Annotated in this window: 24 protein-coding genes and 2 tRNA genes; 17 read left to right on the top strand and 9 right to left on the bottom strand. The window is 38.5% G+C overall.

Features of this window, described 5'->3' with window-relative positions:
• The 9 genes from HDT10_RS07580 to nusA all read right to left on the bottom strand — a co-directional run.
• Positions 1-557, bottom strand: a 557-nt coding sequence (locus HDT10_RS07580) for a radical SAM protein (RefSeq protein ID WP_290881857.1), incomplete at its 3' end; no start/stop codon positions are given.
• A 197-nt stretch (positions 558-754) separates the two neighbouring features.
• Positions 755-831, bottom strand: a tRNA-Arg gene (locus tag HDT10_RS07575).
• Between the two features lie 3 nt (positions 832-834).
• Positions 835-912: transfer RNA gene (locus HDT10_RS07570), tRNA-Met, on the bottom strand.
• 61 nt (positions 913-973) lie between these two features.
• On the bottom strand, positions 974-1528 hold the full coding sequence (locus tag HDT10_RS07565) for a DNA-deoxyinosine glycosylase (protein ID WP_290881856.1): 555 nt from the start codon (positions 1526-1528) through the stop codon (positions 974-976).
• Entirely contained in the window at positions 1525-2295 is a 771-nt protein-coding gene (locus HDT10_RS07560) for a TSUP family transporter (protein WP_290881853.1), read from the bottom strand. Before HDT10_RS07560 ends, HDT10_RS07565 begins: the two co-directional genes overlap by 4 nt.
• A 132-nt stretch (positions 2296-2427) precedes the next feature.
• Positions 2428-3603, bottom strand: a complete 1176-nt coding sequence (gene ftsZ, locus HDT10_RS07555) for a cell division protein FtsZ (protein ID WP_290881850.1) — start codon at positions 3601-3603, stop codon at positions 2428-2430.
• A 23-nt stretch (positions 3604-3626) separates the two neighbouring features.
• Positions 3627-5024, bottom strand: a complete 1398-nt coding sequence (ftsA, locus tag HDT10_RS07550) for a cell division protein FtsA (RefSeq protein ID WP_290881849.1) — start codon at positions 5022-5024, stop codon at positions 3627-3629.
• A gap of 37 nt (positions 5025-5061) precedes the next feature.
• The gene (locus tag HDT10_RS07545) at positions 5062-6519 is read right to left on the bottom strand and encodes a peptidylprolyl isomerase (RefSeq protein WP_290881846.1); all 1458 of its coding nucleotides are present in this window, start codon (positions 6517-6519) and stop codon (positions 5062-5064) included.
• A gap of 90 nt (positions 6520-6609) precedes the next feature.
• Complete coding sequence (gene nusA, locus HDT10_RS07540) at positions 6610-7737, bottom strand: transcription termination factor NusA (RefSeq protein WP_290881844.1); 1128 nt, start codon at positions 7735-7737, stop codon at positions 6610-6612.
• Between the two features lie 222 nt (positions 7738-7959).
• Here nusA and HDT10_RS07535 point away from each other — a divergent pair, with 222 nt between their 5' ends.
• The 17 genes from HDT10_RS07535 (at position 7960) to HDT10_RS07455 (ending at position 21027) form a co-directional block, all read left to right on the top strand.
• Positions 7960-8202: an HP0268 family nuclease gene (locus HDT10_RS07535; protein ID WP_290881842.1), complete on the top strand. Its 243-nt coding sequence runs from the start codon at positions 7960-7962 to the stop codon at positions 8200-8202.
• Between the two features lie 9 nt (positions 8203-8211).
• Positions 8212-9537 (top strand): tRNA (N6-isopentenyl adenosine(37)-C2)-methylthiotransferase MiaB, encoded by a 1326-nt coding sequence (gene miaB / locus HDT10_RS07530; protein ID WP_290881839.1) that lies wholly within the window; start codon positions 8212-8214, stop codon positions 9535-9537.
• A 15-nt stretch (positions 9538-9552) separates the two neighbouring features.
• Positions 9553-10230, top strand: a complete 678-nt coding sequence (locus tag HDT10_RS07525) for a lysophospholipid acyltransferase family protein (RefSeq protein ID WP_290881837.1) — start codon at positions 9553-9555, stop codon at positions 10228-10230.
• Between the two features lie 21 nt (positions 10231-10251).
• Complete coding sequence (locus HDT10_RS07520) at positions 10252-10731, top strand: hypothetical protein (protein ID WP_290881836.1); 480 nt, start codon at positions 10252-10254, stop codon at positions 10729-10731.
• Between the two features lie 102 nt (positions 10732-10833).
• The gene (locus HDT10_RS07515; RefSeq protein WP_290881834.1) at positions 10834-11913 is read left to right on the top strand and encodes a lytic transglycosylase domain-containing protein; all 1080 of its coding nucleotides are present in this window, start codon (positions 10834-10836) and stop codon (positions 11911-11913) included.
• Positions 11910-12731, top strand: coding sequence for a septal ring lytic transglycosylase RlpA family protein (locus HDT10_RS07510; RefSeq protein ID WP_290881831.1), 822 nt, complete (start codon positions 11910-11912; stop codon positions 12729-12731). The genes HDT10_RS07515 and HDT10_RS07510 overlap by 4 nt, the downstream gene beginning before the upstream one ends.
• Positions 12732-12774: 43 nt before the next feature.
• Positions 12775-13347, top strand: coding sequence for an imidazoleglycerol-phosphate dehydratase HisB (hisB, locus tag HDT10_RS07505; RefSeq protein WP_290881829.1), 573 nt, complete (start codon positions 12775-12777; stop codon positions 13345-13347).
• Complete coding sequence (locus tag HDT10_RS07500; protein WP_290881826.1) at positions 13344-13838, top strand: HAD family hydrolase; 495 nt, start codon at positions 13344-13346, stop codon at positions 13836-13838. Before hisB ends, HDT10_RS07500 begins: the two co-directional genes overlap by 4 nt.
• Positions 13822-14406 (top strand): hypothetical protein, encoded by a 585-nt coding sequence (locus HDT10_RS07495; RefSeq protein ID WP_290881823.1) that lies wholly within the window; start codon positions 13822-13824, stop codon positions 14404-14406. The genes HDT10_RS07500 and HDT10_RS07495 overlap by 17 nt, the downstream gene beginning before the upstream one ends.
• The gene (gene lptA, locus HDT10_RS07490) at positions 14403-14873 is read left to right on the top strand and encodes a lipopolysaccharide transport periplasmic protein LptA (RefSeq protein WP_290881821.1); all 471 of its coding nucleotides are present in this window, start codon (positions 14403-14405) and stop codon (positions 14871-14873) included. The genes HDT10_RS07495 and lptA overlap by 4 nt, the downstream gene beginning before the upstream one ends.
• Positions 14870-15511, top strand: coding sequence for a ribosome biogenesis GTP-binding protein YihA/YsxC (yihA, locus tag HDT10_RS07485; RefSeq protein ID WP_290881818.1), 642 nt, complete (start codon positions 14870-14872; stop codon positions 15509-15511). The genes lptA and yihA overlap by 4 nt, the downstream gene beginning before the upstream one ends.
• The gene (locus HDT10_RS07480; RefSeq protein WP_290881815.1) at positions 15508-16044 is read left to right on the top strand and encodes a GNAT family N-acetyltransferase; all 537 of its coding nucleotides are present in this window, start codon (positions 15508-15510) and stop codon (positions 16042-16044) included. Before yihA ends, HDT10_RS07480 begins: the two co-directional genes overlap by 4 nt.
• Complete coding sequence (locus HDT10_RS07475) at positions 16011-16475, top strand: hypothetical protein (protein WP_290881811.1); 465 nt, start codon at positions 16011-16013, stop codon at positions 16473-16475. Before HDT10_RS07480 ends, HDT10_RS07475 begins: the two co-directional genes overlap by 34 nt.
• The gene (gene mrdA / locus HDT10_RS07470) at positions 16475-18340 is read left to right on the top strand and encodes a penicillin-binding protein 2 (RefSeq protein ID WP_290881860.1); all 1866 of its coding nucleotides are present in this window, start codon (positions 16475-16477) and stop codon (positions 18338-18340) included. Before HDT10_RS07475 ends, mrdA begins: the two co-directional genes overlap by 1 nt.
• 4 nt (positions 18341-18344) lie before the next feature.
• On the top strand, positions 18345-19592 hold the full coding sequence (gene coaBC, locus HDT10_RS07465) for a bifunctional phosphopantothenoylcysteine decarboxylase/phosphopantothenate--cysteine ligase CoaBC (protein ID WP_290881810.1): 1248 nt from the start codon (positions 18345-18347) through the stop codon (positions 19590-19592).
• Positions 19589-20350 carry a hypothetical protein gene (locus tag HDT10_RS07460; RefSeq protein ID WP_290881807.1) on the top strand — a complete coding sequence of 254 codons (762 nt, stop codon included), beginning with the start codon at positions 19589-19591 and terminating at the stop codon, positions 20348-20350. Before coaBC ends, HDT10_RS07460 begins: the two co-directional genes overlap by 4 nt.
• Positions 20351-20352: 2 nt before the next feature.
• Positions 20353-21027, top strand: coding sequence for a di-trans,poly-cis-decaprenylcistransferase (locus HDT10_RS07455; RefSeq protein WP_290881806.1), 675 nt, complete (start codon positions 20353-20355; stop codon positions 21025-21027).
• Positions 21028-21331: the final 304 nt, after the last annotated feature.

Raw genomic sequence — 21331 nt, 5'->3', positions numbered from 1 at the left:
TAATCCTCACATTGTGCCTCTATCCTCTCCCAATCAATCTTAATGGGATATTTAGTAGGGTGAATCTCTATGTTGTTTTCTCTGCAAGATTCCCAAAATTCCTTTGGCTGTTTGTTTAGCAAGATTCCATTAGTAACGAGCCAAATTGCACTATTTGGAAAGTATTTGCGTGTAATGGCAAAGAAATCCTTGCAGTTAGAATTTAATAAGGGTTCGCCACCCATTAAGTGAAATCTTTCAATAAGTCCTTTAGTTAAAAGACTAAGTTGTGCTATGTCTGTTTCAAATTTTTTCAAATCAGGAAATCCTTGTGGGGCTAATTGAGAAAAATGGTTACAACTAAAGCAATTCAAATTACAATGCTCTGCAAGGTGAATCTCTACAAGTTTTAAATAAGCCTGTGGAGTGAGTTTTCTTAAGGCATTATTTTGTGCATTATTGTGCGAGATAATATTTTTGTTTTGTTGTTCTAATTTTTGAATTTGTATCTTGGAATCTTGGATAGATTTTTTCAAGCTTGCATTATAAACTGCAAGATTTGCATTTTGAGATTCCAAAATCTCTAATCTTGCTTTTATTTTTTGGTGTTGTTTGGCATTTTTAAAAAGAGAGAGAATCCAAAGCTTTTTATCTTTAATAAAAGACTTTAGTTTCTTTTGCCCCCCCCCCTAAATTTTTGCTTAACATATTGTGCCTTTTAAAGTGAAGTGTAATTAAAATTTATAGTTTGCTGTTTAAATAAAATTTGAGTTAGTGGTACGCCCAAGAGGATTCGAACCTCTGACCTACGGCTTAGAAGGCCGTTGCTCTATCCAGCTGAGCTATGAACGCACTTGGTACCAAAGGGGAGACTTGAACTCCCGACCTCCGGCTTATGAGACCAGCGCTCTAAACCAGCTGAGCTACCTTGGCATACCAAAAGTGGAAATGGAATTTTATCCTTTTTTCTTTAAATCGGTATTAAAGCGGCTTTTTAGTTTCGTAGGGGTATGAGAATTTTGCTCCATTCTTGGCAAAGTCTTTCAAGATTCCATTTCGCATTTGCCGGGCTTGTGGAGGGTAAGGCAGTGTGAGGTAAAAAGGATATTGCTTTAGAATCTTTAAAGGCTTTTTGATAGATTTGCGTTGCTTTTGCTCCATTGGTAAAGAGATGTTGGATTTGCGTATTTTGTATCAAGTCCTTCAAAGGTGCTATTGTAATGGGCTTTAGGCTACTATCACTTGAATTTGTAATTTGACATTCTACGCAAATATCATAAAGTGCGATTCTATGCGTGCGCAAAAAAGTAATTTTTGCCTCACGACTTTTGTCTTTTAATTCCTCGTTAAACAATTTTCCAAGCACTTGCCAAAAACGATTGCGCGGGTGCGCATAATAAAAGCCTTGTTGTCTTGAAGCAATAGAGGGAAAAGAACCCAAAATTAAGATTTTAGATTCTGCATAGATGATGGGCTTAAAAATATGATGCAAGGGAGAATCTAGCTTGTTTTGATTATTGTTTTTGCATAAGTTTTTAGAGTCTTTCATTGGAATTGTTCATACAATAATTTTGCTGCCATTGCGAAAGAAACCATTACGATGAGGGGTTTAACGATACGGATTCCATAGGCGATTGCTGCACGCGCACCTAGATTTGCACCGATGAATTGCCCTAGTGCCATAACGATTCCAACGATGAGGAGAATTTTTCCTCCTAAGGCAAAAAAGAGAAGAGAGGCGATGTTGGTGGCAAAGTTATAAAGTTTCGCTTGGGCTAGACTTTGCGTCAGTCCGAATCCTCCCAAGACAATTAAGGAGAGTATAAAAAACGAACCTGTGCCCGGTCCAAAAAACCCATCATAAAGTCCGATGCAAGCAAGAGCTAAAATCAAGAATCCCTTGTGGAGAGTGGTTGCCCTTTGCTCCTCGCTGATTTTGGGTGAAAATAAAAAGTAAAATCCAAAGAGGAGAATCAAAAAAGGTAGAATCTTGGAGAGAGATTCTGTCTGAACGAATTGCACGCTAATTGTGCCAAGTGCTGAAAAGATAAAAACAAGCACGACGAAAGGAAGAGAAGCCTTAAAGTCAAAATAGCCTCGTTTATAGAAGTGATAGGCGGCAGAAAAACTACCAAAAGTCGCTTGAAATTTGTTTGTTGCTAGGGCTTCAAGCGGCGGGATTCCACTAAGTAGGAGTGCTGGAATCGTAATCATTCCTCCGCCTCCTGCAATGGAATCCACGAATCCCGCCACCAATGCCGCTATAAATAATGATAAAAGCATCAAAAGGTCAAGGTTGGATAAAAGTTCTTGCATTGTGATTCCTTATTACCTGATGAAAATTAGAATTGTAATGCTCTTTCATTGCGCATTTTGGTGAATTGAAGCGCATTGTTTCAGCAATGACTAGCGATTCCACAGAGTCGCTAGTAGAAATTAGGAGAGGGATTAATCCATTTGTCTGCGTATAAATGCAGGGATTTCTAAAATATCATCATTGACACATTCTCCGCCACTGACTTTTTTCCTTGCGAGCATAATTGTGTCTGGTTGGTTGATTTTTTGGCTCATATCTTTAGGATTCACAAGTTTTAATGCAGAACCCTCCTCACTATTGCTAGGCTCTTGTGTATTGGAGGATTGTTGTGCTACTTCGCGCTCAAACCCTGTGGCAACAATCGTGATTCGGACTTTATCACGTTCTAGGCTTGCATCAGTTGTTGTCCCAAAGATAACTTCTGCTTCGGGGTCTGTATTGCTTTCTACAATTTCCATTGCATTAGAGATTTCAGCCAAAGGATAATCTGGATTGAAGTAAAAATGCACCAAAACTCCCTTTGCACCATTGATAGACATATTATCAAACAGAGGAGATTCAATCGCCATTTTAATTGCTTCTTTCGCGGCATCTGCACCGCTAGATTCACCAATGCCCATTAATGCCATTCCTTTGTGGTGCATAACGGTTTTGACATCAGCAAAATCTACATTAATATCTCCCGCACTATGAGAGAGAATCACGCCACTCATTCCATTCACTGCACGCACAAGCACATCATCAACGATTCTGAAGCTATCTTTTAGCCCAAGGTTCTTATCCACGATTGAGAGGAGTTTTTCATTTGGAATCACAACGATAGAATCGCTTTCCGCCTTTAATTCACGATAGCCTTCTTCGGCGAGTTTCGCGCGTTGTCTGCCCTCCCAGCGAAAGGGTTTAGTTACGATAGAAACGGTCAATGCTCCAACCTCTTTGGCAGCTTTGGCAATGACGGGTGCTGCGCCTGTTCCTGTTCCGCCACCAAGTCCCGCAGAGATGAAAACAATGTCGGTATTTTCTAAAAATTGCTTTAATTCTTCATAGCTTTCTAATGCCGCATCCTTGCCTACTTGTGGCTTCATACCTGCACCTAAACCTTTGGTGAGTTTTGCTCCAAGTTGTATTCTAATAGGCGCACTTGAACTGCTGATTGCTTGCGCGTCTGTGTTCGCAACCGCTAATTCAATGCCTTCATAAGTGCCTGTATTGATGAGGTGTCCAATCATATTGCTACCACCACCACCAACACCAATCACTTTGATATTTGCACCAAATCTTGGACTGACTTCTTGAATTTCTATCATTGCTTTACTCCTCCTAAATTAAATCAAAACATTTGTGTAAGTTTTTGCCACAGCTGCCCAAAGAAATTACTATTTTTGGTTGGGATTCGTTTGATTTCTGTAATGTCACTTAAATCTTGCTTAATATCTGCGGCACTTTTTGGCACGCTATTCACAGGATTGGCAGATGATGGTTTGTCTTGTAATGGATTGATAATGCTTTTTGGAAATTGCGCAGTATCTTCTTCCAGTTTTTCATTACGATAGCGAATACGTTTTTCTGAATCAATCTCATAATTAGTAAATTTGCCTGAAGCATAAAGAATAAGCCCAATTGCAGTAGAACACTCCGGTCCTTTTAAATCAGTGAATAATCCGCCAATTTCTATCGGTTTGGCAAGGCGCACGGGAGCATTAAAGAGTGCCGCTGCTAAATCACGGATTCCATCTAGTTGCACCATACCGCCTGTGAGCACAACCCCACTCCCTAATTGGTCTTTTAGATTGCTGTTTTCTAAGGATTTGGCAAGTATCATCAAGGTTTCTTCTACGCGTGCATAGACGACATTATGCACGGCAGCAAGGGAAACTTGGTGTTTGCCACTATCGTTGCCACCAATGCTTGGAATCTCAATGAGATTTTCTGTGTCTTCCGAAGTTTTTGGAAAGCTACCATATTGGATTTTGACTTGTTCAGCAATTGATTGAGGGGTGTGCAGTGCCATTGCTAAGTCATTTGTGATATGGTTAGAGCCAACACCCAAGAAATTATTGTAACGCAAAGAGTTTCCAACGTGAATCATTAACTCACAGGTGCTCCCTCCCATATCAATGCACGCAACTCCTAGATTCTTTTCATCCTCACTTAAAACAGCTATGGAAGAGGCATAAGAAGAGAGCACAATGTTTTCAATATCAATACCAGCGGTTTTAATGGCTTTTTTGAGATTTCCTAAGCTTGATCTTTGTGCGGTGATGATACGCACAGAGACTTCCAAGCGACTACCGCTCATTCCCATTGGATCGTCAATGAAATCTTGATCGTCTAGCTTGAAATTATAAGGTAAAATATGTACCACTTCATATTCATTAGGGATAGACGCATTATAAAGTGCCGTTTGGATTACGCGATTAATTTCTTTAACTCCAATTTCATTATTGGGGATATTTACGATTCCAGAACTATCGGTACTTTTGGTATAAGCACCAGAAATGGAAATGACGGCTTTATTAATGTTAGTGCCTGCTACGCGCCTTGCATCATTGACAGCATCTTTGATTGCGCGACTTGCTTGCTCTATATTAGTGATAGAGCCCTTTTTCAATCCTTGTGATTTATGAAATCCCGTGCCGATGATATGAGGGATTCCATCTTTGCAAGTGGCAATAATTGCGCAGATTTTTGTTGAACCTATATCAATACCTAAAAGTATTTGTTCCAAATCCTTATCCTTTGTTACAAACCGCATTTCCGCGTATTTAGATTTTTTTAACGATTTTATAAATTTTTAATAAATGCTCCATAAAAGCGACTTCTGTGAGCCGCGATTTGACCTGCATACCACTCTGTGTTAAAAAGTCTAAATTTTTCGCCATTATATCAGAATTTTTCAGTCTTTGGTCAAGGATTTCATATAAAATTATCTTATCTTGTAAGAAAATATAGCCTTTTGCTTGTGTTTTGGTAAAAAGTTGAGCAATAAAATCTTGACTTTCTTGTTCAGTTAAGCCCTTTAAATTAGCGCGACTTTCGCGACTTAGATAACCACCATCTATTCCTTTGAAATTTGCTAATTGTGCTTTGGCTCGCTCTTCTAATAATTTTGCTTTTTCAAAGCTTATAAAATCCTCTGTTGCGTCTAGTTTGGCAGCTTCATAGGATTTTGGCTGACTTGGAATAATTTTTATCACCTTTGCAGTGATATAACCCTCTTTGGTTTTAACGGGTTTGATTGTGTTTTGTTCTTTTGTTTGGCTAAGTAGATTCAAAAACTCTACTCCGTAGCTTTCATCACCCTCATAAATCACGGTTGTTTTTGCATTTGGATTTTCTCCTTTACGCAGGGTAATATATTCTTTCAAGGATTCTTTTTCTGCTTGCGTGTCTTTGTATTTTTCTAATACCTGTTTTCTTACTTCTTTAAAAGGTAAAAGCTGTCCATTAGTATCCAAGAATTGATTTTTGAAATCCTCATAATATTTTTTGAGATTTTCTTCAGTTGCTTGAATGCTCTCTGGAGAAATCAATATGCTTGCAATCTCATAGCCACGTTCAGTTTGGTAAATGTCTTGATTCTCTTCCCAATATTTTTTAATGGCTTCTTGCGTAGGAGTGAAGACAATATCGGATTGCTTAAGGATTTCAAACTTGATGTGGTCTTCTGTAAAATACACCGCACTCATCATTTGGGTTTCTAGTGGAGTGAGTGGAATCTCTAAAATAGTATGGAGTTTTTCAAGCAAGAGATTCTCACTCAATTCTTCTTCAAAGTCTTTAGGGCGGAGTTGATTATCTGCAAGAAGACGTTTATAGATTTCATTGTCAAATTTGCCATTATTTTGAAAAGTATCCATTGAAGTAAGGGTATTTATTACTTCTTCTTTGCTAACGCGTAAGCCTAAATCATAGGCATAATTAAGCCTTAAAGCGCGGGAGATAAGATTATTTAATGCTTGGTCTTCAATGCCTATTTTTTTGGCTTGTTCATTGTCTAATGTGCCATTGAATAGTTGGTTATAGAGATTATAAAGTTTGGCATATTCGCGTTGCAGTTTGTCAAAACTAATTTGCCTATCTCCCACGATTGCAACGGCGTTGCTTGTGCTTGAGAAGCTATAACTTCCCCAACCCACAAATCCCGCACCTACAAAGGCAATCGTGCTAATCCAAATGGTTACGATTAAATATTTTTTGTGTTTTTGCATCCAGCCAATCATAAAAACTCCAAAATTATCTAAAAATGCTCAAATAAGCTTGAGATTTTATTCTAAAAACATTTAAAAAGCGGTAAAACAATCACTTTTTTACTATTCTTTGAAAAGCGAAGAAAGAATCTCAAGATTATTTTTGGGTGTTTCTTGCGCATTGTTTTCGCTAATATGTTGTGTGTTTTGGTTTATATTATCAATTTCTTTGAGTTCAATATTAAAACCTGTTAGCATAGAAGCTAGTCGGATATTGATTCCACTTTTGCCAATAGCTTTTGGCTTTTGCTCGCTTGTGATACTGACAATCGCCTTGTTCTCTTCTAGGCTAACACTCATCACGAGTGCGGGAGAAAGTGCGCGTGCAATGTAAATTTCGGGTTGTGGAGAATATTCTATGCAATCAATGCTTTCGTTTTTGAGTTCCTTTGAAACCGCATTAATGCGCACGCCCTTGATTCCCACAGTTGCTCCTACGGGGTCAATTTTGTTTGAAGTGGTTCTAAGGGCAATCTTAGCGCGTTCTCCCGGAATCCTTGCGCAATTAACAATTTCTACTTCACCGTCTTTGATTTCTGGCACTTCTAATCTTAAAAGCTCTTCTAGCATTTTAGGTGTGGTGCGACTTAATTCAATCATAATGCCGTTTTGGCGGTCAATTCCCACGTGCTTTAGCACAGCACCAATCACTTGCCCTACATTAAACTCTTCACCCTTGATACGATTCTTTTTAGGTAGAATCGCACGAATTTCATCAATTTCTACGTAGGTATTGCCTAGATTATCAGTGCGCACGACATTTCCGCTGACGATTTTTCCAACCTGTGATTTGTATTTATCAAAAAGCTGTGTTTCAATTAAACGTTGGATTTTGTATTCTAGTTCTCTAAAAAGCAAATTAACAGCACTTCTGCTCATATCCTCTAAACTAAGTTCATAGCGCAATTCATCGCCCGCTTTAATCTCGCTATCGTGTTTTTTAGCCTCATTTAACGGAATGAAATTATTTCTATCTTCTGCATTCGTATCGTCATTTTCACATACACGAATCACTTGATACAGATGCAGTGTTTTATTTTTTTTGTCAATCTCTGCTTCATAGTAAATGTTAGAATCCAAAGTCTCTTTGGCAACTTTAATCACTGCTTCTTTGACGGCTTCTGAAACATTTTCAATTGAAAGTCCCTTTTCATAAGCAATACCTTCAATAATATCTAGTATTTTTTCCAAAATCTATTCCTTTTAAAGTTTGTTTATAGTCTGTGAATTTGTGGAATCCTAAATAAATCCGCAGATTTTAGCTTAAATTTTCTTTATAAGGGCTTTAGTATAACTTTTAATCCAATGGACTTGAATTTTTAAAAAGCCAAAAATTTAAATAAAATTGAATCAATTTTTAAGTAAAAATAATATATAATTAAATATTTTTCTAAAAAGATTAAGGGTAAGAATATGGATATTAAATTAGCGCGCGAACACATCAATGAAAAGCCAATTAAAGTTACAATCAAAAAATTAGAAGAAATGTTAGAAAGCAAAAATTCAGACATTTTTTATTGCGATAAAGAAAATTCTCATAAAGAAATGCAATCGTTATTGGAATATTTTGAAAAAAAGGGCAAACGCGCATATTTTCGTGAGGTTCGTTATGGACTAGACGAGGGCGATTATATGTATGAGATGCATATTCTATAAGTAGTCCCTTTGAATAAAAAACTTTATATTGAGACGCTTGGTTGCGCAATGAATGAGCGTGATAGTGCGCATATCATTGCAGAGCTAGAAGAAAAGGAGCATTACTCTCTAACCCAGAATCCTAAAGAAGCGGATTTGATTTTAATTAACACTTGTTCCGTGCGTCAGAAGCCAGAAAAAAAGTTATTTTCAGAGATTGGGCAATATGCGAAATTAAAAAAACAAAGCGCAAAAATTGGTGTTTGTGGTTGCACCGCAAGTCATTTAGGTGACCAGATTCTTAAGAAAGCCAAATCGGTTGATTTTGTGCTTGGTGCGCGTAATGTCTCTAAAATTACGCAAATTATTCATCAGGAACGGGTTGCGTGGGTAGATATTGATTATGATGATAGCACCTATGTTTTTAGTCAAGGAATCCAATCTCCCCTAAAGGGTATGATTAATATCTCTATTGGTTGTGATAAAAAATGCACTTATTGTATCGTCCCACACACACGAGGAAACGAAATTTCAATCCCTGCAAATTTGATTTTAGATGAAGCAAAACGTATGGTAGAAAAGGGAACAAAAGAGATTCTGCTTCTAGGGCAGAATGTGAATAATTATGGGAAACGTTTTTCTCACCAACACCGCACGATAAATTTCACGCAACTTTTAAATGAAGTTTCGCAGATTAGCGGATTAGAACGTATCCGTTTCACCTCACCCCACCCTTTGCATATGGACGATGATTTTATCGTAGAATTTGCGCAGAATCCTAAAATCTGCAAAGCGATTCATATGCCTTTGCAGAGTGGCTCTAATGCGATTTTGCAAAAGATGAGACGCGGATATAGCAAGGAATGGTTTTTGAATCGTGTGGAGAAAATGCGCTCACTCATTCCTCATCTAAGTATCGGGACAGATATTATTGTCGGATTTCCGACAGAAAGTGAGAAGGATTTTTTAGATACCTTAGATGTACTAGAAAAAGTGCGTTTTGATACTCTTTATAGTTTTGTTTATTCTGCGCGTCCGCATACAGAAGCGCAAAAATGGTTAGAAAGAGATAAAAGCATAGAATCGGTAGATGAAAAAGTTGCAAAAGAACGTTTAATGCTTTTAAAAGAACGTCATAAAGAAATCTTAACAGAAGACAATATTAAGCAATTAGGGAATGTGCATAAAATCCTATTTGAAAGCTTTGATGATGCAAATTTATTGCTTGAGGGTCGGAGTGATACCAATAAACTTGTGCGCGTCAAAGCAGGGCGTAATCTGATTGGAGAAATTTGCGAGGTAAAAATCAGTCAAATCAAAGGCGCACAGCTTGTAGGTGAGTTAGTTGAATCATAAAGCGTGAAATTGATAATGAATGGCATTAGAGATAAAATAAAATTTCTAAATCTTAAGATTTCTAAGGAAAAGAAACGAAAAATCTTGATTCAATTGCTCCCGCCAATTTTTGCCTTTATGATTAAGATTCTGCCTTATTTTGTGCGTTTTGAGTTTCGGGTATCTTCGGAAGTCTTGGACAAAATTGCAGAGAAGCAAGTTTTTATTGTCGCATTTTGGCACGGGGAATTATTGTTGCAATCCTTAATATGCAACAAATTTTTGAATCGTCATCAAAAAGTCTCTGTGCTGATTAGTCAGCATTTTGATGGAGAGTTAATTGCAAGAGTGATTCGGTATTTTGGCATTGATTCCTTGCGTGGCTCAAGTTCTAAAGGAGGAGCGAAAGCACTCTTGGAGGCAATCAAGAAAATCAAACAAAACGAGTATATTATCATCACGCCAGATGGTCCAAGCGGTCCTTATCATAGTGTGGCAGATGGAATCGTGCTTTTGGCGCAGAAATCAAAAGTTCCTATCGTGATTTCAAGGGTGCTTTACCAAAATTTTTGGGAATTTAAAAGTTGGGATAGATTTAGGATTCCAAAGCCCTTTAGCAAAGTAATTTGTGTAATTAAAGAACCTTTAAATATAGAATCTCTTGAGCTAGAGGAAGCAAAGAATCTTATCCAATCCAAAATGGAAGAAGATTGAAATCAAAAGAGGAAAATTTAAATGAAATGGATATGGGGCGTTGGATTATTTCTTTTTATCGCAGGATATTTTTATTTTTCTCCCTCTTATAATTTAAGTCGTGAAGCCAAAAGGGAGTTTGCAAAAGGCAACTTTGAATCCTCTTATCATCTTGCAACCCAAGCCTTAGAAGCAGACCCTTATAATCGTTCTGCTTTGGGTATTTCTAGCCAATCAAAACAACGTCTAAATGTCCAAAATTTTTTGCAAAAAACCAAACAAAATTATGAACGCGCTTTAGAGATTTTAAAGCACGGCAGCCTAAGCCCTCAAGAATTCTTGCAGTTGCGTTGGATTACAGAAGAGTTTGAGAAAGATTATCAGGCTCTTGTAATGCTAAACAATCCTGATGAGGTTGAAGAAATGCAACTCAAACAATATCAAGATTGGTTTTTGCAATTACAAAATCGCCTAAATCAAGCGCAACAATCTTTGCAAAAGGGACAAAATCGGGCAAAATAGGCTGATAAATACGAAGATATTTTAATATTTTTATTGAAAACTTTATAAATTTTAGATAAAATTTAGCTCTTGCATTTGATTAAATAATTTTTAAGGTATCCAATGAAAATTTTTTATTTCCTTTTTTTAATAGCAACTCTAGGATTTGCACAATTTGATATAATGGGTTATGACACGCGTAGCGAGGAAGTGTTAAAGACTTTTGATGTAGAGCCGGAGTTTTTAAACAATGAATACTTTATTGATGTTAAAAATTCATTTTTAAATGATACACGACAAGATTATTTGCTAGCAAAATTCAAAAAAGGCTACGAATTTATCCCTACACTTAAAGAAATGTTTTTAAAAGAAGGAATCCCGCAAGAATTTTTGTATTTGGCGATGATTGAATCAGGCTTTTCTCTCACTGCTAGGTCTAGGAAGCGCGCAATGGGAATGTGGCAATTTATGCCCAAAACCGCGAAGTCTTTAGGATTGAAGATTGACGCACAAATTGATGAACGCAAAGACCCGATTAAATCTACCAAAGCCGCGATAGCCTATCTTAAGTCCTTAAAAGAAAGTTTTGGCAAATGGTATCTTGCTGCGATTGCTTATAATTGTGGCGATGGGCGACTAAGACGCGCAATCAGTGAAGCAGGTAGCGATTCGCTTAGTGTGCTTTTAGACCCAGAGATAAAATATATCCCACTTGAAAGTCGTATGTATATCCGCAAGATTCTATCTGTCTCTTTAATGTTTCGCAATGTGGATACATTAAAGACTAACAATTATGATTATTTCCTTAATCGCGGTGCAAATTCTTTGCTTGCTTCGATTGAAGTGCCCCCCGCAACACCTCTTAGCAAGATTGCTTCACAAACAGGATTGAGTCTAGCGGATTTACAGCATTATAATCCACAATTTAAGCGCAATATGACACCCACTTATGGCAGGAAAACTTATTCTGTTTATATGCCTTATCAGTTTTTAGCACATTACAAGACTAAAACACAAACTCAAGAAAAAGCCCAAGTTAAGCATTTGGTTCATCGTGTGGGCAAGGGAGAGACGATTCAGTCGATTGCTAAACGTTATGGAGTACCGAGCAAACGCATTACCCAATACAATGCAATCAAAAATGCCAATTCTTTGTCTATTAACCAAGAAATCATTATTCCTCTTGAAAAGGATAAGGCATGAGGAATCTTTCTAGGGTTTTTCTAGTTAGTGTAGCGATTATCGCTAGTTTTTGTGGTTGTTCTCGCGAAAGTAATGTGCATTATAATCCAGCCACTCCTGCCACTCCAGATTATGGGGTGATGAATACTAGCAAACAAGCCCATAAAGCGACAATGAAGCCCTATAAAGTGAATGGTAAATGGTATTATCCAACCAATGTTGCATTGGGGGAAACTTATGATGGAATCGCAAGTTGGTATGGTCCAAAATTTCATGGCAAAAAAACTTCCAATGGTGAAACTTATAGTATGTATGCGCACACTGCCGCACATAAAACTTTGCCTATGAATACGATTGTACGCGTAACAAATAAGGAAAATGGCAAAACCACAATTGTACGTATTAACGATCGTGGTCCATTTGTAGCAGGAAGAATCATTGATTTATCCAATAGTGCAGCAAAAGACATTGATATGGTGGGCAAAGGTACAGCACCTGTGCGTTTAGAAGTTATTGGCTTTAATGGGACAATTTCGGATTCTATGCCTTTAAACCAAGAGACGCTTGCGCGCAGTGAATATAAAATTGCACATACGCAGCAAAGTGTGCAGCTTTCGCGATTTCTTGTGCAAATTGGTGCTTTTAGAAACAAAAAAGGCGCAGAAAGTCATCAAGGAACGCATACAAACCAATATGGCTATCCGGCAATCATCAAAGAATACACATTGCAAGGAATGCCCATTTATCGCGTGTTTTTAAGTGGATTTCAAAGTGAAGCAGAGGCAAAGGACTTTATTGCCTCACAAAGAATCACAGGCGCGTTTATTACGACAGAATAGATTAAAAGAATCCGAATCAAATCATCATTGTAAGGAATGGATAATGAAAACCCTCACACGTAACACCAAAGAAACACAAATCAGCGCAACTTTAGAGATTTATGGTGAAGGGAGAGCGGAGATTTCAACAAATATTGGGTTTTTTAATCATATGCTAGAATCACTTTGTAAGCATTCAAATTGGAATTTGAAATTGCAATGCAAGGGAGATTTGGAAGTGGATTTTCACCATAGTGTAGAGGATTGCGGGATTGTGATTGGTGCTTTGCTTAAAGATTCTCTTTTTCCTATCCAAAAGGTTGAACGTTTCGGGAATGCTTCTATTGTAATGGACGAAGCGTGTGTGGAATGTGATTTAGACCTTAGCAATCGCCCTTTTTTAGTCTTTGATTTGAATGTGGAGGGTAAAGTGGGTGATTTTGATTGTGAATTAGTAGAGGAGTTTTTTCGCGCAGTGATTATCAATGCTGGAATTTCTGCACATATTGTTCAGAAACGAGGTAGCAACAAGCATCATTTGATAGAAGCTGCTTTTAAAGCCTTTGCCGTTGCTTTGCGTAGGGCAAGCTTGAAAAACGAAGCACTTGGAATCCCAAGCACAAAGGGCGTTTTATGATTCAATTAATCGTGTTAGATGTAGATGGCACTCTAAGTGATGGAAGTTTGATTTATAGTAATGAGGGCGTGGAGCTTAAGGCGTTTAATGTCAAAGATGGTTTAGGAATCGCTGCTTGGCTTAAGCTTGGAAAAAAGGTAGCAATCATTACAGGAAGAGAATCCCAATTAGTAAAGCAACGGGCAGAGGAGCTAAAAGTTACTTATCTAAGGCAGGGCGTGAGTGATAAGGCAAAAGCCCTAGAGGAAATTTTGAAAGAATCCCATTTGACTTTAAAAGAGGTGGCGGCTATCGGAGATGATTTGAATGACTTGAATCTATTGAGGCTTGTTAAATATTCTTTCGCTCCCTGCGATGCGGTAAAGGAGGTCAAACAAAGTGTGCATAAAGTCTTAAAGTGTAAAGGCGGCAAAGGTGCGGTGCGCAAGATGATTAATCAACTCATCAAAAAAGAAAAACTACAAGCTAAACTTTATGAAATCTTTGCTTAAAATTAATCAACTCAAAAGCGGTCGCTTAGTCCCGATATTTTTTCTCACCCTTTGTGTTTTTAGTCTTGTAATGGTAGTTGCCCTAAGTGGCAAAAAAGCGCAAAATCCAAAGAATTTAAACGAAGTCTCAAGATTTGAAATCTTTGATTTTGAATATTATAGAATAGGTTTGCAGGGTGTCAGTATTATTGCGTTTGGGAAAAAGGCGCGCGAAAATACCCAAAAAATCAATGAATTGGAGCATTTTAGCGTGATTAATTTTACCTTTCCAAGCACAGAATCCAAAAACAATAAAAAAAATATTTTTGGGCAAGAGAATTTGCAATCTAATTTTGCACTTTATGATAATCAAGAGATGTTTTTCCCGCAAGGCGTTAATTATAAACGCAATGCAGTAGAGTTTTGGAGTCAAGTGGCGCGGTATAACCCAGACAAAAAAGAATTAAAGGGAGAGGGAGAATTTATCATCTTAGAGGAAAACTACAAGATTCGCGGACAAAATATTGCTTATAGAGAAAACAAGATTTATGCGCAAAATGTTAATGGAATCCTAAAGGCAAATGAATGAAAGTCTTAGTGCGATTCTTGCTCGTTTTTTTGATTTCTTGTGCTTGGGCGGAGGAGATTGAGGTAAGTGCAAAAGAGCTTATAGGAGACGAAAAGCGCAAACTAACACAGCTAAAAGGAAATGTAGAAGTGAGGCGAGCAAACGATTTACTGAAAGCCAATGAAGCGTGGATATATCTTGATACAAACAATCGTCCCAACAAAATGCAAGCAAAGGGCAATGTGCGATTTTGGCTTACTTTGCAAGACGGACGCAAAGTTGAAGGGCAAGCGAATGAGGCACTCTATACACCTGCAAATCAAGAATATCAGATTCTAGGTAATGCAGTCGTTAAAGAGCCGGCGAAAAATAATATTGTGCGTGGAGATAAAATTATCATTCGCTACAAAGAGGGCTTTATTAATGTTTTGGGCAATGATGACAAACCCGCCCGCTTGATTTTTAAGCTTGAGAAAGAGCCCAAATGAGCCATTATGTCTTGAAGTCTGCACGATTCCAAACTTCGGCACAAACACTTGCCCAATGCCCTCCGCCGATGATTTCAGAAGTAGCCTTTTTAGGACGCAGCAATGTAGGTAAAAGCACATTGATTAACTTGATTTGCAATCAAAAAAATCTTGCGAAAAGCTCTGCCACACCGGGCAAAACACAATTAATCAATTTCTTTTTGACCGAATGGAAAGAAACAAGTGCTTTAAATCGGACAGAATCCGAAATGCTAAAGGTTATGTTGGTAGATTTACCGGGTTTTGGTTATGCAAAAGTGGCAAAAAGCCAGAAAGAATTATGGAATCGTAATTTGGTAGAATTTTTGTATCAACGCGAGAGCATTAAATTGTTTGTGCATTTGGTAGATAGTCGCCACCCTGATTTGGAGATTGATTCTCATCTTGTTTCTTTTGTTTCTCAATTTCTTAAGCAAGACCAGCATTTGGTGCGGATTTTTACGAAGTTTGACAAGCTCAATGCAAGGGAGCAAAGCAAGCTAAAATCCGCATTCCCTAAAGCCCAGTTTTCTAGTTCATTGAAAAAGCAAAACCAAGAGAGAATCACAGATTTTATTCTTGCAAATGCGCTTGGGCAAGAGGTTTTGGAGGAATTATGATTATTGGACGACCGATTTTAGAGGATATTCCGATGATGCGCAAGATAGTGCGCCCAGAGGTGGAACGTGGTGTGATTTTAGAACGTTCAGTAGAAACAATGGCAAATATGATTCGTTCTTATCACGTAGCTTGGGAGGAAGAATCTGTGCTAGAGAATGTCAAGCAAGCGCAAACATCAAAGCTCACATTAGAATCTAAGCATTTAAATGAGCTTCAAAAACCTGTAATGTTGGGATTCTGTGCCTTGCATATCCACGCTTTAGAATTAGCCGAGATTCGCAGTCTCATCGTTGCGCCCTTTGCGCAAAGGTTGGGGGTAGGAAGTGCATTGATTTCAAATTGTGAGGAGGAGGGTAAAATACTTGGAATCAAGGAGATTTTAGTTTTGACTTATAAACGCGTTTTGTTTGAAAAATTGGGTTTTCAAGAAGTCAGTAAAGAAAATATACCAAATCAAAAAATATGGGCGGATTGTATCTTATGCAAACATTTTCCACTATGCGAAGAAATAGCATTAATAAAAAAAATCTAAAAATCTTTTTTTTAGTTTGTGTGCTGATTGGCTATACAGCTTTAACAGATATTTTTTATTTTTTGCCTCCCTTGTTGGGTGTAATGTATGTGCTAGCACAAGAAAATTATGAGGAACATTCATTTGAGATTTTTTATTTTTTAGTGCCGTTTTTTATCTACTTTGAGGCAAGCAAAAACTTGCCATTTTTGAGTATAATTTTATTTATTGCATTATCCTTTCAAATTGTTTTACCTAAATTTCGTAAATTTTTTGGGCATAACAAAATTTTTATCCCATTATTTATTGCGTATGCGTATTGGGGTTATTTTTTATTTTTGAATTTCTTTGGATATTTTTTTGATATTGATGTGCCACAAATTTCGTGGTTGATTGGATTTTATATTGCCTGTGAAATTGTGTTAATCTGGTTTTTTATGTGGATTTTATGATGAATAATATACGTCTAGTGATTATTTTTGCAATGTTTGTTTTGTTTTGGGTTGTATTATTGGTGAGAATTTTTGATTTGAGTATTCTGAAACAATCCTTTTATCAAGAGCAAGCGACTAAAAATATCTTGCGTGAGGAATACATTGCCCCTGTGCGTGGGCAGATTTTGGACCGCAATAATGAGCCATTAGCGACCAATAATGTAGGGTTTATGCTCGCCTTGCCTCCACGTTTTTCTTTGCGTTCTAATTTGCCTTTATTGGAGCAAGAAATAGAAAAACTTTTGGTATTTTTTCCAACATATTCTAAAGAAGAATTAGTTAAAAACTATCGGCATAAGGATTCGCCTTATAATCACGATTATATTCCCGTGATTGAGTTCGTAGAGCACGACTTTATTTTATCGCATTATACACAGCTTTCCCAAAGTGAAAATTTGCGTATTATCCCTTTGGCACACAGATATTATCCAAACATTACTTCTGCTTCGCATGTGATTGGCTATGTTAGCAAAGCTAACCAAAAAGATATTGAAAGCCAACCCATTGCAAAATATACAGGAAATATTGGCAAAGAGGGTTTAGAGCGACAATATGATAATTATTTGCAGGGTGAAATAGGAGAACGTATCGTCAAAGTAACAGCACTCAATCAAGAAATGGAAATCGTCTCCTATAAATCAGCGATTGAAAACCACAACCTAACAACCACTCTGGATATTAGATTGCAGCGCGCAATGGACGAGATTTTTGCAGACAAAAATGGTGCAGCCATTGTAATGGACGTGCAAAATGGAGAGATTTTAGCCGCAGGAAGTTACCCCGAGTATAATTTGAATCATTTTGTCGGTGGAATTTCTTATGAGAATTGGAATGTCTTGCGTGAGAGTCCCTACAAACCCTTGATAAATAAATTTATTAATGGCTTATATCCGCCCGGTTCTGTTATCAAAATGGGAATGGGCTTAGCCCTCTTGGAATATGCAGGAATCAACGAGACGACAGAAATTAAAACCCCAGCATTTATAGAGCTTGGGGGGAGAAAATTTCGTGATTGGAAAAAGGAGGGACACGGGAGCGCGGATTTATATAAAGCCCTAAAACGTAGCGTAGATGTTTATTTTTATATTCTCTCCTTGCGCACAGATTTTGAAAATATCGCCAAAGTGCTAAAGACTATGGGGCTTGGGCAAAAGACCGGGGTAGACTTGCCCAATGAGTTTTCAGGAATCGTGCCAAGCCCAAGCCTCAAAAAATCCCGTTTTAAGCAAAATTGGTATTCGGGTGATAATGTCGTAAGTTCTATTGGGCAAGGGTTGTTTTTAACGACGCCTTTGCAGATTGCAAACTATACTGCTTTGATTGCAAGTGGCAAATTACCCACGCCTCATTTTGCCAAAATCATAGGGAAAGAAGAGTTAGTCTATGAGCCTAAAGATGTCTTAAATGCGTTTGAAAAGAGCAAACTCAATGTCTTAAGAGAGGGAATGCGTCAAGTGTGTTCGGAGGCTGGTGGCACAGCGAATCTAGCGACAAGAGAATCCAAAGTCTCCCTTGCGTGTAAGACAGGGACAGCCCAAGTCGTAGGCATTTCACAAGCGGATAAAGAGCGGATTAAAGAAAAGGATATGGACTATTTTCACCGCTCGCAAGCTTGGATTACTAGTTTCTTTCCTGTGGAGAATCCTCGTTATGTTATTACCATAATGGTAGAGCACGGAGGAAGTGGGAGTGGGACAGGCGGTCCTGTCTTGGCAAAACTTGTTAATGTGTTAGCAGATTTGGGATATGTGCAACCCAAAAATGTTAAAGCTGCCAAAGTCGTAACAGCAGCGGATTCTAACTTTGAAGCAGAAGCGGAATAGGGCGATGAGACGAGAGGACGCGTTTGTAGAATCTCTGCCTAAATTGCTTGAAAACAAAAAAGTCATTTTAGGCGTGTGTGGTAGCGTGGCTATTTATAAGGCATTAGAAGTGATAAGAATCTTGCAAAAACTAGGTGCAAAGGTGCGCGTAGTGATGAGCAAGGGCGCGCAAGATTTCATTCAGCCTTTGCTTTTTGAAGCAATTTCTCATCATCAGGTTTTGACGCAAGATTCGCAGAATTGGGGGCAGAATCCTTGCAATCACATTGAACTTGCCGCTTGGGGAGATGTGTTTTTGATTGCCCCAAGTAGCGCAAATACGCTTAACAAGCTTGCAAATGGAATCGCAGATAATGCGCTATTAGAGAGCTTTCTCGCCTTTGATAAACCCAAACTCCTCGCCCCTGCGGCAAACACCAAAATGCTAGAAAATCCCGCGACTTTAGAATCCCTCAAGATTCTACAAATGCGCGGTGTGCAAATCATTTCCCCCCAATGCAAAGAGCTAGCGTGTGGAATCGTGGGGAATGGAGCGTTAGCAAATCCGCTAGAGATTGTGTTTTGCGTGATACGCACTCTTCTTGCCGAGCCGTTTTGGGAGCAGTGCGCAGTATGTGTAAGCGGAGGCGGAAGCAAAGAAGCATTAGACGCGGTGCGCTATCTCTCTAACTTCTCTAGTGGCAAAATGGGCGCGTCTTTGGCACTTGCTGCTTATTTTTTGGGTGCGCAAGTCTGTTTTGTCAGCTCTCAAATGCCCTATCCTCTGCCTTTGGGCATACAAATCAAGACCGTAGAATCTAGCAAAAGATTCTTAGAGGCTATCCGAGCTTGGCAGGATTCCAAACCCACAGATAAGGCGCAATCTTTTTTGTTTATGAGTGCAGCCATTAGCGATTATCTCCCTAAGTCTAAGGCGCAAGGCAAGCTCAAAAAGAAAGAAATCGGCGCAGTATGGAATCTGCAATTACAAGAAAATCAAGACATTCTAGCAACATTGCCCAAAAGGCAAAAAACCATTGGCTTTAAACTAGAATCGCAAACAGAAAAGCTAAGCGTCCAAAACGCGCAGAACGCATTGCGCGACAAAAACCTAGACGCCATTTGTCTTAACACCATTACTTCCACGAAAACCCCCTTAGAATCCCCCGATAATCAAATCTTTTGGATACAAGAAGCATTAGCAATAGATTTAGGATTCTGTGATAAACTAAGCTTGGCTTTAAAAATCTTACAACAGGCAAAAAACCTATGATAAAGCAACTAAGTCAGCTTGCCCAAGTCCAAAACACCCTACAAAATTCCGCGAGTAAGCCGACACAATTTAATGCCTCCTTGCCAATGAAGCTAGAAGTAATGGAGAAAATGCAAGGAATCCGCTATATGCTTAAAGTTGGAAATGTCGCAATGGAGACAAAAAGCTTGAAAGAATTAGAGATTGGGGGGAAATATTGGGCGCAAATGGGGCGCGGGAGTGCAGGGGGTATCACGCTTTCTAATCTTATCAAGCAGCCAGATTTGCTTAAAGAACAAAATGTCCCGCTCAAGCTTAGCAGCGAGGCAATGCAGCAATTCTTAAAAGAGAGTGAGAATCCCTTTGATGTAATGCGAGGATTTTTAAGCGAGCGTTTGGCAAGTGCGGAATCTAGGTGGGAGTTTGCCTTTTTAAGTCATATGCTAATGTCATTGAAGCAAAAGGTCTTGACGATTCCCTTACATTACGATGACGAAAGCAAAGATGGCTTAATGCAAATAAAGAAAAAGCGCGTAGGGACGCAAGAATGCTTGGAATTTTATTCTGTCTTTGCAAATCTCGGCGCGACTTGGGGAATGCTTTGGGACTTTAAAGAGGGCGTGCGGCTAGACATTAGCGTAATGTATGAGGGCGTGGCGCGCTTGTTGCGTCAAAACCTAAGCGAGCTTGAATTTATCAATGAAACAAACATTAGTGTAGATAGCGGAATCGTGCCTTTATACGATTTTAGCGATTCTTTGTTGGATTTAGAGGGCTAAATATGGTGCGGCATTTAGCACTGATTATGGACGGAAATGGCAGGTGGGCGAAGCAGCATTTGAAACCGCGCATTTTTGGACACAAAGAGGGCGCAAAAAAAATCCGCGAAATCACGGAATATTGCGCCCAAAGTGGCATAGAATACTTGAGCCTTTATGCGTTTTCTACGGAGAATTGGAAACGTCCTAAGGCGGAAGTGGAATATTTGATGAATCTTTTAGGAGAATATCTAGTTGCCGAGCGAAAGACTTATTTGCAATCTAATATTATCTTTAAAAGCATAGGGGATATTAGCGCATTAAGCGTGAAGTTGCAACAAGAAATCCAATCACTAGAGCAGCAAACACGCGCGCAATGTAGCGGAATGACACAGATTCTAGCCCTAAATTATGGTGCGAAAGACGAATTAAGGCGCGCATTTATCAAGCTCAAGCAAAGCAGTGTGGAGATTGACGAGGGAAGTATCGCCCAAGCATTAGATACGCAAGGAATCCCGGAAGTGGATATGCTAATAAGAACGGGCGGGGAAATGCGTTTGTCTAACTTTCTTTTGTGGCAAAGTGCGTATGCGGAGCTGTTTTTTACCCAAACTCTGTGGCCCAACTTCAGCACACAAGAGCTAGAATTAATGCTAAAAGAATTTCATCAAAGAGAGCGGCGATTTGGCGGACTATAACTCCGCGCGGTAATCTTACATACTATAATTTTGTTATCTCGTCCTTGCGAGGACTTGTAACTTTCCCACTGTGTCCTTGCGAGCGAAGCGAAGCAATCCATAATCTCATCTATTTATAACTTTACTACTGCGTCCTTGCGAGAATCGCTTGCGATTCGTGGCAATCCAAATGAAAGAATCTCGCCTTTGATAATCTATTTTAATTAAGATTCCATTGTAAAAGTTTTTGTATTCAGTATTATAGATTGCCACGAAAACCTAAAGGTTTTCTCGCAATGACAAAGTGGAATATTTGCGTGTTATT

The organism is Helicobacter sp. (genome assembly GCF_014799995.1).
In the GTDB taxonomy this organism is placed as follows: domain Bacteria; phylum Campylobacterota; class Campylobacteria; order Campylobacterales; family Helicobacteraceae; genus Helicobacter_D.
This window is presented reverse-complemented; position numbering and strand designations above follow the sequence as displayed.